Annotated in this window: 15 protein-coding genes; 7 read left to right on the top strand and 8 right to left on the bottom strand. The window is 73.3% G+C overall.

Features of this window, described 5'->3' with window-relative positions:
- Positions 1–19: 19 nt before the first annotated feature.
- The 3 genes from Cba03nite_RS15145 to Cba03nite_RS15135 are packed head-to-tail and all read right to left on the bottom strand — an operon-like array spanning position 20 to position 3,160.
- Positions 20–979: a VWA domain-containing protein gene (locus Cba03nite_RS15145; protein ID WP_203746270.1), complete on the bottom strand. Its 960-nt coding sequence runs from the start codon at positions 977–979 to the stop codon at positions 20–22.
- Positions 976–2,073 (bottom strand): DUF58 domain-containing protein, encoded by a 1,098-nt coding sequence (locus Cba03nite_RS15140; protein ID WP_203746268.1) that lies wholly within the window; start codon positions 2,071–2,073, stop codon positions 976–978. The genes Cba03nite_RS15145 and Cba03nite_RS15140 overlap by 4 nt, the downstream gene beginning before the upstream one ends.
- A gap of 43 nt (positions 2,074–2,116) precedes the next feature.
- The gene (locus tag Cba03nite_RS15135) at positions 2,117–3,160 is read right to left on the bottom strand and encodes an AAA family ATPase (protein ID WP_373315752.1); all 1,044 of its coding nucleotides are present in this window, start codon (positions 3,158–3,160) and stop codon (positions 2,117–2,119) included.
- A gap of 304 nt (positions 3,161–3,464) precedes the next feature.
- Here Cba03nite_RS15135 and Cba03nite_RS15130 point away from each other — a divergent pair, with 304 nt between their 5' ends.
- The 5 genes from Cba03nite_RS15130 to Cba03nite_RS15110 are packed head-to-tail and all read left to right on the top strand — an operon-like array spanning position 3,465 to position 7,325.
- On the top strand, positions 3,465–3,665 hold the full coding sequence (locus Cba03nite_RS15130; RefSeq protein ID WP_203746266.1) for an acetone carboxylase: 201 nt from the start codon (positions 3,465–3,467) through the stop codon (positions 3,663–3,665).
- A gap of 17 nt (positions 3,666–3,682) precedes the next feature.
- Positions 3,683–4,210 (top strand): PH domain-containing protein, encoded by a 528-nt coding sequence (locus tag Cba03nite_RS15125; RefSeq protein ID WP_239125751.1) that lies wholly within the window; start codon positions 3,683–3,685, stop codon positions 4,208–4,210.
- Positions 4,207–5,637 carry a PH domain-containing protein gene (locus Cba03nite_RS15120; RefSeq protein WP_239125750.1) on the top strand — a complete coding sequence of 477 codons (1,431 nt, stop codon included), beginning with the start codon at positions 4,207–4,209 and terminating at the stop codon, positions 5,635–5,637. Before Cba03nite_RS15125 ends, Cba03nite_RS15120 begins: the two co-directional genes overlap by 4 nt.
- Before the next feature lie 34 nt (positions 5,638–5,671).
- Positions 5,672–7,147, top strand: a complete 1,476-nt coding sequence (locus Cba03nite_RS15115) for an AAA family ATPase (RefSeq protein ID WP_239125749.1) — start codon at positions 5,672–5,674, stop codon at positions 7,145–7,147.
- A 7-nt stretch (positions 7,148–7,154) separates the two neighbouring features.
- A complete protein-coding gene (locus Cba03nite_RS15110; protein WP_203746642.1) occupies positions 7,155–7,325 on the top strand; it encodes a hypothetical protein in 171 nt (56 codons plus the stop codon).
- Here the strand turns inward: Cba03nite_RS15110 and Cba03nite_RS15105 are convergent.
- Entirely contained in the window at positions 7,322–7,942 is a 621-nt protein-coding gene (locus tag Cba03nite_RS15105; protein WP_203746264.1) for a hypothetical protein, read from the bottom strand. The two genes, Cba03nite_RS15110 and Cba03nite_RS15105, sit on opposite strands and share 4 nt — an antisense overlap.
- A gap of 165 nt (positions 7,943–8,107) precedes the next feature.
- Between Cba03nite_RS15105 and Cba03nite_RS15100 the strand changes: the two genes are divergently transcribed.
- Both Cba03nite_RS15100 and Cba03nite_RS15095 read left to right on the top strand, forming a co-directional pair.
- The gene (locus Cba03nite_RS15100) at positions 8,108–8,497 is read left to right on the top strand and encodes a thioesterase family protein (protein ID WP_203746262.1); all 390 of its coding nucleotides are present in this window, start codon (positions 8,108–8,110) and stop codon (positions 8,495–8,497) included.
- The gene (locus tag Cba03nite_RS15095) at positions 8,494–9,345 is read left to right on the top strand and encodes an MBL fold metallo-hydrolase (protein WP_203746261.1); all 852 of its coding nucleotides are present in this window, start codon (positions 8,494–8,496) and stop codon (positions 9,343–9,345) included. The genes Cba03nite_RS15100 and Cba03nite_RS15095 overlap by 4 nt, the downstream gene beginning before the upstream one ends.
- Here Cba03nite_RS15095 and Cba03nite_RS15090 read toward each other — a convergent pair.
- The 4 genes from Cba03nite_RS15090 to asnB form a co-directional block, all read right to left on the bottom strand.
- Complete coding sequence (locus tag Cba03nite_RS15090; RefSeq protein ID WP_203746260.1) at positions 9,338–9,925, bottom strand: carboxymuconolactone decarboxylase family protein; 588 nt, start codon at positions 9,923–9,925, stop codon at positions 9,338–9,340. The genes Cba03nite_RS15095 and Cba03nite_RS15090 overlap by 8 nt on opposite strands.
- Positions 9,912–10,358 carry a hypothetical protein gene (locus tag Cba03nite_RS15085; protein ID WP_203746259.1) on the bottom strand — a complete coding sequence of 149 codons (447 nt, stop codon included), beginning with the start codon at positions 10,356–10,358 and terminating at the stop codon, positions 9,912–9,914. The genes Cba03nite_RS15090 and Cba03nite_RS15085 overlap by 14 nt, the downstream gene beginning before the upstream one ends.
- Before the next feature lie 9 nt (positions 10,359–10,367).
- On the bottom strand, positions 10,368–10,853 hold the full coding sequence (locus Cba03nite_RS15080; protein ID WP_203746258.1) for a hypothetical protein: 486 nt from the start codon (positions 10,851–10,853) through the stop codon (positions 10,368–10,370).
- A gap of 76 nt (positions 10,854–10,929) precedes the next feature.
- Positions 10,930–12,945 carry an asparagine synthase (glutamine-hydrolyzing) gene (gene asnB, locus Cba03nite_RS15075; RefSeq protein ID WP_203746257.1) on the bottom strand — a complete coding sequence of 672 codons (2,016 nt, stop codon included), beginning with the start codon at positions 12,943–12,945 and terminating at the stop codon, positions 10,930–10,932.
- Positions 12,946–12,976: the final 31 nt, after the last annotated feature.

Raw genomic sequence — 12,976 nt, 5'->3', positions numbered from 1 at the left:
TGCCAGGCAGGTCGGCTGATCAGGGCAGCCGCGACGCCCACAGCAGGCTGAGCGCCCCCGCCGCCAGGCCGAACAGCAGCGCCACCCCGGCGAACCACTGGCCGATCTCCTTCGGCACCGAGCGGTGCCCGATGGACGAGCCCATGTCCTGGTAGACCTGGGTCAGCTCGGCCGCCGACGCCGCTTCGTAGAAGAAGCCGCCGGTGGTCTCCGCCAGCTGCGCCAGCGCCTCCCGGTCCACCGGCACCCGCTGCATCTGCCCCGCGATGTCGACCACGCCGGTGTCGGTGCCGAAAGCGATCGTGGTCACCGGCACGTTCGCCTCGACCGCCGCCGCGGCCGCCTCCTCGATCGAGCGGCCGTACGTGCGATACCCGTCCGACAGCAGCACGATCCGGGCGGGCGGCGGGCCCTCCGCCCCGGCCCCCGGCACCGCCTTGATCGCGTCCAGCGAGGTCAGCACCGCCTCGCCGGTCGCCGTCGCCTCCGCCATCTGCAGCGCGTCGATCGCCTCGGTCACCGCCTCGCGGTCCTTGCCCGGCGACACCAGCACGTTCGCCGACTTGGCGAAGGACACCAGGCCCAGGTTGTACGACCCGGGCAGCTCGCCCACGAACTCCTTGGCCGCCGACTGCGCGGCCTCCATCCGGGTCGGCTCGACGTCGCCCGCCTGCATGGACAGGGACACGTCGATGGCCAGGATGATGGTCGCCCGCTCCAGCGGCTCCTCCACCTCCAGCGACGGCCGCGCCAGCGCCGCCACCAGCGCGAACAGTGCGGCGAGGAACGTCGCGGCGGCCACGTGGCGGCGCCAGCCGAGCCCGCGCGGCACCAGCGAGCGCAGCAGCTCCAGGTTGCTGAACGGCAGCGCGGTGTCCCGGCGGAACCGGCGCAGCAGGTGCCGGAAGGCGTACGCGGCGGCCAGCGCCAGCACCGGCAGCAGCGCCAGCAGCCACCACGGCTCCAGGAAACGGATCATCGGCTCCCCCCGCGGGTCCGGCGGTGCCGCTGGGCGGCGACGAAACGCACCAGGTCCAGCAGCCAGTCCGAGTCGGTGCGCAGCCGCACCTGCCGCGCCCCGGCCGTGCGTACGGCGTCGGCGACCAGCTCCCGCTGCCGCGCGGCGGCGTCGGCGTAGCGGCGGCGCAGCCCCCGGTCACCGGTCTGCACCTCGTGCAGGATGCCCGTCTCCGGGTCGAGCAGCTCCAGCACGCCCGCGTCGGGCAGCTCCAGCTCGCACGGGTCGAGCACCTCGATCGCCAGCACCTCGTGCCGGGTGGCCAGCTTGCGCAGCGGCCACGCCCACCGCTCCGGCGGATCGAGAAAGTCCGAGATGATCACCGCCAGCCCCCGCCGCCGCGGCGGGCTGTTCAACGCCCCGATCAACACCCCGAGGCTGTCCGCCCCCCGCCCCCCACCGGCCGCGCCATGCTTGTCGGCCCGCTGTTTCGGGGAAACTGCGCGAATCAGGGGCTCCTTTGTCGCAGTTTCCCCGAAACTGCGAGCCGACGCCCCGGCCGCGCCCGGCGGCTGGCGGCGGTGGGCGGAGTCGTCGTCGACGAGGCGGGCGATGGTGCGCAGGAGGCCCTGCGCCTCGCGACGGCCGGGGAGGGCGGGGCGGCGGACCAGCTCGCCGCCACCGCGGCTGATGACGGCGCCGACGCGGTTGCCGCCACGTACGGTCAGGTGGGTCATCGCCGCCGTCGCGGCCAGCACCAGATCGCGTTTGAGCATGTGGGCGGTGCCGAAGTCCAGGCTGGGCGACAGGTCGACGGCCAGCCAGGTCTCCAGCTCCCGGTCGGCGACGGTCAGCCGCACGTGCGGCACGGTGGTGCGGGCGGTGACCGGCCAGTCCATCCGGCGCACGTCGTCGCCCGCCCGGTACTCCCGTGACTCGCCCGCCTCGCTGCCCGCACCGGGCAGCAGGCCGAGGTAATCGCCCTGCAGCAGGCCGTCCAGGCGGCGGTTGACCAGCAGTTGCAGGCGGCGCAGCGCCGCCTCGCCGCCGCCGCGCGCCGCGTCCACGGCCGCCTGGCCGGTGCCGGGCATGGCCTGAGCGGCAGCCCCGCTCATCGGCTCACCCCCGGCGCCGGCGCGCCGCCGACGACACCCGCCCTCATGTCGCCTGCTGGCGCGGGGCGACCGAGGGCAGCGGCACGGCCGACAGGACCCGGCCGACCACGAAGTCGGCGGGCACCTCGTCGGCGAGCGCGTCGTAGCTGAGCACCAGCCGGTGGCGCAGGATGTCCGGCGCGATGTCGAGCACGTCCTGCGGCAGCGCGTAGTCGCGCCCGCGCAGCATGGCCAGCGCCCGGGTGGCCCGCACCAGGCCCAGCGAGGCGCGCGGGCTGGCGCCGTACTGGATGAGCCGGGCCACGTCGGGCAGGCCGTGGTCGGCCGGGGCCCGGGTCGCCAGCACCACGCGTACCGCGTAGTCGACCAGTGCGTTGTGGACGAACACCTGGTCGGCGCGTTCCTGCAGGCCCAGCAGCAGCTCCGTGGACAGCACCGGCTCGGCGCGCGGCGGCGCGACGCCCATCCGGTAGACGATCTCCCGCTCCTCGCTGTCGGTCGGGTAGCCGACCAGCACCTTGAGCAGGAAGCGGTCGCGCTGCGCCTCGGGCAGCGGATACACGCCCTCCTGCTCGATCGGGTTCTGCGTCGCCATCACCAGGAACGGGGCGGGCACCGGGTGGGTGGCGCCGCCGAGCGACACGTGCCGCTCGGCCATCACCTCCAGCAGCGCCGACTGCACCTTGGCGGGCGCGCGGTTGATCTCGTCGGCGAGCAGGAAGTTCACGAAGACCGGGCCCAGCTCGACGTCGAACGTCTCGCTGCCGGCCCGGTAGATGCGGGTGCCGACGATGTCGGCCGGGACCAGGTCGGGGGTGAACTGCACCCGGGCGAACGAGCCGCCCGCGACGGTCGCCAGCGTCTCCACGGCCAGCGTCTTGGCCACCCCGGGCACGCCCTCCAGCAGGCAGTGGCCGCGCGCCAGCAGCGCCACGAACATCCGCTCCACCAGGCGGTCCTGCCCGACGATCACCTTCTTCACCTCGAACATGGCCCGTTCGAGCAGCGTGGCGTCCTGCGCGGGGCCCGTCACGGCGCCGTCGGGCAGTCCCGGACCGGCAGGGTTGTCACAGGTGATCGGCTGCACCGCGGCTCCTCGCGTACGACGGTCCTGACCTGCCCCAGCCTCGCACGATCGGCCGACTTATGCGGCGTAGTGCACCGATTCGCCCCAACCCATTGCAAGCCGGGCGCCGATGAGGCGGCGTTCGATTTCATCCGATCGGATGCCGGACCGCTCTTCCCTCCGCGCCCGGCGCGTGGTTAGTATTCGTGCGTTGCCGGGCGGCTTCCCCCGTGGCCGCCCGGCACGCCAAACAACACAGCACCTCACCCGCCGAGCAGCAGCTCGGCTTTTTTCATGCCCGCCCCGGCTCGGTAGGCTCCAGCCCGTGACCGAGGCCGACGCACCCCTGATCTGCTCGCGCAAGGGCTGCCGCGCCGCGGCCGTCTGGGAGCTGCGCTGGAACAACCCGAAGCTGCACGACCCCGCCCGGCGCAAGACCTGGCTGGCCTGCGACGAGCACCGGCAGGTGCTGGCCGACTTCCTGTCCGCACGCGGGTTCCTTCGCGAGACGCTGCCGCTGACCTGATCGTCTATGGTCGAAACGTGACCGAGCCGCACCCCGTCCCGTACGCCGCACCGGCCCCCGGCCCGCTCGACCCGTGGCCGGGCGAGGTCACCTGGCGCCCCGTCTCGCCCCGCCTGGTCTGGCTGGAGCTGACCCGGGTCGTCATCAACACCGCCGTGCTGCTGGCCGCGTGCGCCGTCGTCGGCGTGCTCTGGAGCACCCGGTGGGCCGTGATCGGCGCCGTCGTGGTGGTCGTGCTCGACGTGACCCGCGCCGTGGTCGCGGTCCGCGCCGCCCGCTCCTACGGCTACGCCGAGCGCGAGCGCGACCTGCTGGTCCGGCACGGGCGCATGGTGCGCCATCTGTCGATCGTGCCGTATGCCCGCATGCAGTTCGTCGACGTCGTCGCGGGCCCGCTCGAACGCGCCTTCGGCCTGGCCACCGTGCAGCTGCACACGGCCGCCGCCGCCTCGGACGCCACCGTGCCCGGCCTGGAGCCCGCCGAGGCGGCCCGGCTGCGCGACCGGCTCGCGGCCCTCGGCGAGGACGCCGGTGAGGGGCTATGACCTCGCCCGCGCACCCGCCCGAGCCGGCCACCGGCGCGGCCACCCCCGTGCCGCGCACCCCTGACCCGGCGCCCGTGCCCGGCGCGCCGCCGGCCGGCGGGCCGCTGATGATCGCGCGGCAGCGGCTGCACCCGCTGAGCCCGGTCCTCAAGAGCGTGCGCACGCTGATCATCGTCATCGCCGCGGTCTCCTGGCGCGGCCTGCAGAACCTCGGCACGAAGAACTACGCCCTGGCCGTGCTCGGCCTGCTGGTGCTCGTCCTGCTCTACTCCGCCGTGGCCTGGCGCTTCACCGGCTACGAGGTGATCGGCCGGGAGCTGCGCATCCACGAGGGTGTGCTGTTCCGGCGCACCCGCGCGGTGCCGCTGGAGCGGCTGCAGTCCATCGAGGTGGTGCAGCCGGTGCTGGCCCGGCTCGCGGGCCTGGCCGAGCTGCGGCTGGACGTGGCGGGCGCGGCCAAGTCCGAGGCCCCGCTGGCGTTCCTGCCGCTGGCCGAGGCCACCGCGCTGCGCGGCCGCCTGCTGGCCCTCACCGCCCGCACCCCGGCCGCCGTCCCGGCCTCGGCGGAGACGGCCGGGGAGCCCGCGGCCGAGCAGCCCGACGAGCCCGACCTCCACCGGGTGGACGACAACGACGTGGTGGTCAGCCAGTTCCTCACCCCGCCGGTGATGTTCACCCCGCTGGCCGTGCTCTACATCGTCGGCCAGCTCATGCTGAACAGCGACTTCGGCATCTTCGCCATCGCGAGCATGGCCACCGCCGTGGCCGGCACCATCGGCGCGCCGGTCATGCGCATCCTGAACTTCTGGAACTTCCGGCTGGGCCGCACCGACGACGGCCGCCTGCGCATCCGGCACGGGCTGCTGGAGACGCGCAGCCAGCTGGTGGCCCCGCAGCGCATCCAGTCGCTGACCGTCACCTGGCCGCTGCTGTGGCGTGGCAAGGGCTGGCTGCGGGTCACCCTCGCCGTGGCGGGGCAGAACAGCGCGGTGAACGCCGACGGCCAGCGCAGCCGCGCCGAGACCGACCGGCTGCTGCCGGTGGCCACGCTGGAGACCGCCCGCGCCCTGGTCCCGCTGGCGGTGCCGGGGATCGACATCGGCGCGCTGCCGCTGTCGCCGGTCCCGGCCCGTGCCGCCTGGCTCGCCCCGCTGCGGCACCGGGTGCTGGCCGCGGGCCTCACCGACGCCGGGTTCGCCGCCGTGGACGGGCTGACCACCCGCCAGCTGACCGTGGTGCCGTACGCCCGGATCCAGAGCGTCCGCGTGGTGCAGGGACCGTGGCAGCGCCGGCTGGACCTGGCCACCGTGTACGTCGACGTGGCCGGCGCGACCCCGGCGGCCGCCGTGCACCGCACGATCGCGGAGGCCTTCGGCTGGGCCGGTGAGCTCACCGAGCGCGCTCGCGCGGCCCGCCAAGAAGTATAAGTCGAGTTACTATAAGTCGAGTTATACTTTCTGAGTGATCCGTGCCGCCCCCGCCGTCGCCAAGCCCGCGGAGCTGTTCGACCGCGAGCACGAGTGGCGTGCGCTGGCGCAGTTCGCCACGCAGAGCAGGCCCGGCGCGGCGCTGGGCCTGGTCTACGGGCGGCGCCGGCAGGGCAAGACGTTCCTGCTGTCCCAGCTGACCCAGGCCACCGGCGGCTTCATGTTCACCGCCGCCCAGCAGTCCGCCGACCAGAACCTCGCCGCGCTCAGCGCCGCCTACCACCGGTTCACCGGGCACACCCCGGCGCAGTTCGCGGCCTGGCCGGCCGCCGTCGACGCACTGCTCAGCCTCGGCGAGCGCGCACCCGTCACCGTGGTGCTCGACGAGTTCTCCTACCTGCTCGACAGCGTCGACGGCATCGCGTCCCACCTGCAGATCGCGCTGGAGCCGCATAATCGCGGCGGCAGCAGCCAGGCCCGCCTCATCCTCTGCGGCAGTGCCATGACCACCATGCGCAACGTGCTCGGCGGCACCGCCCCGTTGCGCGGGCGGGCCTCACTGGAGCTGCTCGTGCACCCGCTCGGCTTCCGCGACGCGGCAGCGTTCTGGTCCGCCACGGACCCGGAGCTGGCGTTCCGGCTGCACGCCCTCGTCGGCGGCACCCCGGCTTACCTGGCCATGTCGGAGACGGCGCCACGCGAGACCGGCGAGTTCGACGAGTGGGTGGTGGACCGCCTGCTCAACCCCGCCTCGGTGATGTTCCACGAGGGAGACGTGCTGCTGCGGCAGCAGACCGAGATCGCCGACCCGGCGCTGTACTTCGCGGTGCTCGCCGCGATCAGCCGGGGCGCGCACCGGCGCTCCGAGATCGCCAACATCCTCGGCCGGCCCGACACCGCGCTCGGGCACCCGCTGGCGGTCCTGGAGAGCGTGCGGCTCATCGACCGGACCGAGGACGCGCTGCGCCAGCAGCGGCCGTCCTACCTCGTCGCCGAGCCGCTCATCCGCTTCCACCAGCTCGTCATCGTCGGCAACGACCCGGCGTTCGCGCTGCGCCAGGGGGAACGGGTCTGGCACAGCAAGGCCGACACCGTCTCGGCCAAAATCTACGGTCCGCACCTGGAGCAGCTCGCCCGTGAGTGGACCCAGGCCCACGCCGCCGAAGCCACCCTCGGCGGCTGGCCCAATCAGGTCCGATCCGCCGTGGTGCCCTGCCGCGAGCACGGCCAGGGGCACGAGATCGACGTGGTGGCACTGCGTGAGGAGCCCTTCGAACCACGCCGGGTGCTGGCGATCGGCGAGGTCAAGGCTACCGGCAAGCAGGTCGGCGAGGCCGAACTGCACCGCCTCCGGCACATCCGGGAACTGCTGCCGGGCAACGTGACCCCGGACCCCGCACGGCTGCTGCTGTTCAGCCGCGCAGGCTTCACCCCGGCCCTGCGCTCGGCCGCCACGAGCAGTGGCGACGTGGAGCTGATCGATCTCGCCCGCCTCTACCACGGGGAGTGACCCGCCGATGCCCAGTGAGCCGACCGGATCCGACCGTCCCTGGGTGGTGTGGCGGCAGGACGACAACGGCAACCGGTACGAGGTGCGCCGGTGTGCCACCCGCGAGGAGGCTGAGGCGCTGGCCGCCGAGTTCGAGGCGCGCGGGCACAAGCAGCTCTACTGGGTCGCCGGGGTCTAGCGCAGGTCGATCGGCTGCAGGCCGACCCGCCGCAGCCCGATCCGGCCGTGCAGGTCGCGGGTGACCACCGGCACCCCCCTCGCCCGCGCCGGGCGGACCTCGAACAGCACGTTGCGCTCGTGCACGTCGCGGTAGTGCCGGTGGTAGCGGGCGTACCGGCCGCCGAGGACCAGCCGCAGGTACGCGGTGAGCGGGGCGTCCAGTGGGGAGGGCCGGTCGGGGCGCCAGCGGAAACGCGCCCACTCGTGCCCGTACACCCATTGTCTGGCCTTGACCAGGCCGGTGAAGCGCAGGCCGATGGCCGCACCCGGCGACTTGGGCACCCCGGCCAGTCCCGGCACGCGGTGATCGCCGAAGTAGGTCCCGCCGACGAAACGCCCGTTGAGGTAGGTGCGCTCGTCGAGGACCTCCAGCACGAACATGCGTCCGGCACCGTCGCGCACCCCGAAGCAGGCCTTCTCCTCGCCCGCACCCAGGTAGACGCAGCGCCACTCCGGATCGGGGAAGCGCAGCAGGCGCCCGTCGTAGACGGCCGCGCGGATCGTCGCGCCATGGTCGCCGTCCAGCGCGACAGCGGGGGTCACTGCCAGCCGCTCCCCGCCGAAGTCGACCAACATCGACACATCCTAGGGCTCCTCCGTCCCGCGCGGAGCCGTCGCGAATCCGTAAGAGTTGCGGCCGGAACGCCCTCCGGAGGGCGCGAGTCCGTAAGAGTTGCGGCGGAGGTGAGGGCGCGACGGCGATGCGTGCGGGGGCCTTGGTGAGGGCCTAGGCTGTGGCGCATGGTGCAGCAGCTCACTGCGGGGTTGACGGCGAAGGTTCAGTTGACGGTGAGTGACGCGGACACGGCGCAGGCGCTGGGCTCGGGCGACGTCCCGGTGCTGGGCACCCCGCGGGTGATCGCGCTGGCGGAGGCGGCCACCGTGGCGGCCACCGCGCGGGTGCTGGAGTCGGGCCAGACCACGGTCGGGGTACGCGTCGAGCTGGATCACCGGTCGGCGACCCCGGTAGGCCGTAGCGTGGTGGCGGAGGCGCTGCTCACGAAGGTCGACGGCCGCCGGCTCACGTTCGACGTGACCGTGCGCGACGGCGACACCGTCGCGGCGGAGGGGCGGGTCGAGCGGGTGCTGGTGGACCGGCACCGGTTCGTGGAGAAGGCGACTGGATCATGACGGAGTTCACCGAGATCGCCGACGGGGTGCACGTGCTGGTGTACCCGTACCTGCGGGTCAACTGCACGCTGATCACCGGGGAGACGGGCGCGCTGCTGGTGGACACGCTGTCCACCGGGACGCAGGCGCGCGAGCTGCACGAGGCGGTCCGGAGGGTGACCACCAAGCCGCTGGGCATCGTGAACACGCACTTCCACTTCGACCACTGCTTCGGCAACGCGACGCTGGCCGGGCCCGCCACCCCGATCTGGGGCCACCAGGAGTGCGCCCGCGAGCTGCGCGAGAACGGCCTGGCCTGGCAGCGCGTCTGGGAGCAGGAGCTGCTCGGCGACGACGAGCGGATCGCCCGCGAGGTGGGCCTGACCGCGATCAAGCCGCCGAACACCGAGGTGGCCCGCGAGGACCTGGTCGACATCGGCGGGCGGCTGGTCAAGGTGTCCTGGCACGGCCGCGGCCACACCGCGGGCGACCTGGTGGTACGCGTCGACGACGTGCTCGTCGCCGGGGACCTGGTCGAGGAGGGCGCCCCGCCCGGCTTCGCCGACGCGTTCCCGCTGGACTGGCCGGAGACGCTGCGCGCGCTGGCCACGGCGGCGGGGCCGGACACGGTGGTGGTGCCGGGGCACGGCGAGATCGTCGACGCCGAGTTCCTGAGCATCGCGCACGACGAGCTGGCCGCGCTGGACTGGCTGATCCGGGAGGCGCACGGCGACGGCGGGGACGTGGCGAAGGTGGCCGCGGCCAGCTCGCTGAGCCGCTGGGGCGCCGCCGGGCTGCGGGAGGCCGAGCACGCGGTGCGGCGTGGCTACGCCCAGCTGGACGCGGCCACGCCGAACGTGCTCAGCTGATCGCGTAGCCGCGCTTCAGCAGCTGGTACGCGTCGCCCTTGAGGCCCTTGTCGTCGGGCACGGCGAAGTCGACCGCGTCGGCGATCCGGTTGATGGTGCAGAAGATGCCGCAGACGTGGATCACGTCGCGCACGCCCTGCTCGGTGACGCCGTGGGCGTACGCCGCCTCGACGTGCTCCGGCCCGACCTCGGCCGGTCGCAGCGTGAGCACCTCCAGCAGCGCGAACGCGGCCCGCAGCGCCGGGCGCAGCGGGGCGGTGCGCCAGTCGGCGAGCACCGCGGCGGTCACGTCCGGCCCGAGCGTCACGTCCGCGATGGCACCGTGGCTGCCCTCGCAGAAGCGGCACTGGTTGAGGTGCGACACGAAGGTGGCCATCAGCTCGCGCTCGCCGACGCTCCACTCCGACGGGCCGCGCAGCACCTGGTGCACCCACTCGGTGAACGGCTCGCCGAAGAACTCCCGGCGGTAGTGCAGGATCTTGAGGATGTCGGCCGGCGGGCGGCCGCTGGCCAGCCGGATGATCTTCAGTTTGACCCGGTCGCTGAAGCGCCAGGACCGGCTCAGGCTAGGCAGCCGCACGCCGCACCTCCGCCTGGGCCGCGACGGGCGTCGCCTGCACGGCGGCGGGCAGCGACTGCGTCGGCACGGTGGCGGTGGGCGGCGCGCCCGCCGCGCGCCGGGCCTCGGCTCGCGCCAGCGCGGCCAGCCCGGCGTCGACCCGCCGCCCGCCCGCGCCCAGCGCCACCGCCACGGTCAGCTCGTAGACCTGGTCCTCGACCCAGCCGACCGCCAGCAGCTCGCGCACCTGGTCGTCGGTGCTGCGCCAGGCGTGCTCGCGCAGCGTCTCCACGTAGTCGCGCAGCTCCTGGTTCAGCTCTTCGATCTTCGCCGCGGCGACCGCCTGCCGCACACGCGACGGCGTCGATCCGGGACCGTCCAGCACCGCGTGGCGCAGCGCGGCGAGCAGGGCCTCGGCGGTCTTCTCGTTGTCGTTTTGAGGATGCAGGGGCACGAAGGCACCTTAGGCCGCGTACGCCGTATTTACTAGATCCAACCAGCCCGCTGCGTCCCACGGCACACTGCCGGCACCCAGCGCTGCCTGCAGATTCGGTAACGCGGGGGTGAACGGCAGTCCGATCACGACATCGCCGGGACCGTCCGCGCGCGGCCGCGCGTCGGCGTCGTCGCAGATCAGGATGGATGTATGCGGCCCGCACACGAGCAGCACCGCCCCGTCACCCATCGAGCGCAGTCGACGTGCGGGGCGCAGCGGCGGCACGGGCCCGTAGAGCGTGGCCGCGTCGGCGCCCGACAGCACGGTCAGGTCCGCCCGGCGCGCGAACTCCTCGGCCACCTCGCGCAGCCACGGCCACGCGGCCTCCGGTGCCTCGGCGGCGTCGGCGTGGAACAGCCGCGAGGGCCCCGGCGTGCGCCAGAGCCCCCGGGCGGCGACGAGCGCATCCGGTCTGACCAGGGACGACACTCCACACAGGATCGCCCGCTCCATCGCGCCTCCCCGAACCGCTCCACCGGTGCCGGCGACGGCGGTGGATGTCAGGGAAAGCATGTCACGGCGTTAACAGTCAGGAAACCATCGAGCCGACGACGGGTTTCGTCAGCAGCGCCGAGGCGTTGCGGCCGATACCCGGGTCGAGGGTGCGGGCCACGAAGATGGAGTGCCAGACGCAGAACACCAGCACCGTCCAGATCTTGCGGGAGTGGTCCGCCGTCCCGGCCCGGTGCTCCTTGAGCAGGCCGTCCACGTACGTCAGGTCGAGCAGGTCGTCGGCGCCGGAGGTGTGCAGGATCTCCCGGGCCCAGTCGAACATCTCGCCGGCCAGCCACACCCGGGTCGGGGTGGGGAAGCCGAGCTTGGGCCGGTTGACGATGCCCGGTGGCACCACCTGCTCCAGCGCCTTGCGCAGCGCGTACTTGGTGGCGTGCGAGCGCGGCGGCACCTTGAACTCCTGCGGGATGCGCGCCGCGACCGCGAACACCTCCCGGTCCAGGAACGGCACCCGCAGCTCCAGCGAGTGGGCCATCGACATGCGGTCGGCCTTGACCAGGATGTCGCCGCGCAGCCAGGTGTGGATGTCGACGTACTGCATGGTCGCCACCTCGTCCAGGCCGTCGGCGGCGGCCTCGGCGAAGTACGGCGCGGTCACGTCGGTGAACCGGGCCGCGGCGTCGGCGGCGTCCTTGCGGCGCAGCAGGCGGCGGATCTCGGCGTCGTCGGTGAAGATGCGCGAGTTGCCGCTGAACCGCGAGGTCAGCGGCGTGGTGCCGCGTTCCAGGTAGCTCTTGCCGCGCACGCCGTGCGGGATCGCCTTCGAGATCGCCCGCAGGCCGCGCTGGAACGGGTCGGGCAGCCGCGTCACCGGGGCCAGCGACAGCGGCTCGCGGTAGATGGCGTACCCGCCGAAGAACTCGTCCGCGCCCTCGCCGGACAGCACCACCGTGACGTGCTCGGCGGCCGTCTTCGCGACGTGGTAGAGCGGCACCAGCGACGGGTCGGCGACCGGGTCGTCCAGGTGCCAGACGATGCGCGGCAGCGCGTCCATCATGTCCTGCGCGCCGATCTTGGTGGGGATCGTGGTCACCCCGAGCTGCCGCGCCGAGTCCTGGGCGACGTCGATCTCGGAGTACCCGGCCACGTCGTATCCGACCGTGAAGGTCAGGATGTCCGGATTCCACTCCCGCGCCAGCGCGACCACCGCGGTGGAGTCGATGCCGCTGGACAGGAACGCGCCGACCGGCACGTCCGAGCGCATGTGCAGGCGCACGCTCTCGCGCAGCGTCTCGCGGATCTCGTCGAACAGCCGCTGCGGGTGCTCCACGGGGGTCGGCCGCAGCACCGGCCGGAACCAGCGCCGCCGGGTCAGCTCGCCGCCGTTGCGCGGGCCGTCGGCGGGGCCGGGCCGCCAGGTCAGGCACTCCCCCGAGCCGATGCGCTCGATGCCCCGGTGCAGCGTGTGCGGCTCCGGAACGTACTGGAAGGTGAGCAGGTGGGACAGCTCGACCGGGCCGATGCCGGCGTTGCCCGCGGTGGCGCTGGCCGCGAACGGCAGCAGCGCCTTCTTCTCGCTGGCCAGGAACAGTCCGTCGACGGTGTGCAGGTAGTGCAGCGGCTTGATGCCGAACGGGTCGCGCGCACCGAAGGCCGTCCGCTCCTGCCGGTCCCAGATCACGAACGCGAACATGCCGCGCAGCCGGTCCAGCACCGCCTCGCCCCAGTAGTGGTAGCCGACCACCACGACCTCGCCGTCGCCCTGGGTGGCGAACTTCGCGCCGTAGGTGTCGATCAGCTCCTGGCGCAGCTCGACGTAGTTGTAGATCTCGCCGTTGAAGGTGAGCAGGTAGCGCGGCTCGGCCGCCTCGGTGCCGTCCGCCTCCGGCGGCGACCAGGGCAGCGGCTCCTTGGAGAACTCGACGTCGATGATGGCCAGCCGCTTGTGCGCGAAGATCGCATCGGTGCCGACGACGTCCAGGCCGGTCTCGTCCGGGCCCCGGTGGTGCAGCCGCTCCAGGGCTTCACGGAGCGGCTCGGCAAACCCTTCAACCGTGCCCTGACTACTGAAAAAGGCCAAAAGTCCGCACACGTGGGCAATCATGCCAGCCACCGGCGGGCGA

The sequence above is a fragment of the Catellatospora bangladeshensis genome (assembly GCF_016862575.1).
In the GTDB taxonomy this organism is placed as follows: Bacteria; Actinomycetota; Actinomycetes; order Mycobacteriales; family Micromonosporaceae; genus Catellatospora; species Catellatospora bangladeshensis.
Note: the sequence above shows the minus strand (reverse complement) of the source record. Positions and strands in the feature narration are given on the sequence as shown.

Coding starts and splice junctions, on each gene's coding strand:
- Cba03nite_RS15145 (WP_203746270.1), bottom strand. CDS start 979: ATGATCCGTTTCCTGGAGCCGTGGTGGCTGCTGGCGCTGCTGCCGGTG.
- Cba03nite_RS15140 (WP_203746268.1), bottom strand. CDS start 2,073: ATGAGCGGGGCTGCCGCTCAGGCCATGCCCGGCACCGGCCAGGCGGCC.
- Cba03nite_RS15120 (WP_239125750.1), top strand. CDS start 4,207: ATGACCTCGCCCGCGCACCCGCCCGAGCCGGCCACCGGCGCGGCCACC.
- Cba03nite_RS15110 (WP_203746642.1), top strand. CDS start 7,155: ATGCCCAGTGAGCCGACCGGATCCGACCGTCCCTGGGTGGTGTGGCGG.
- Cba03nite_RS15105 (WP_203746264.1), bottom strand. CDS start 7,942: ATGTTGGTCGACTTCGGCGGGGAGCGGCTGGCAGTGACCCCCGCTGTC.
- Cba03nite_RS15100 (WP_203746262.1), top strand. CDS start 8,108: ATGGTGCAGCAGCTCACTGCGGGGTTGACGGCGAAGGTTCAGTTGACG.
- Cba03nite_RS15095 (WP_203746261.1), top strand. CDS start 8,494: ATGACGGAGTTCACCGAGATCGCCGACGGGGTGCACGTGCTGGTGTAC.
- Cba03nite_RS15080 (WP_203746258.1), bottom strand. CDS start 10,853: ATGGAGCGGGCGATCCTGTGTGGAGTGTCGTCCCTGGTCAGACCGGAT.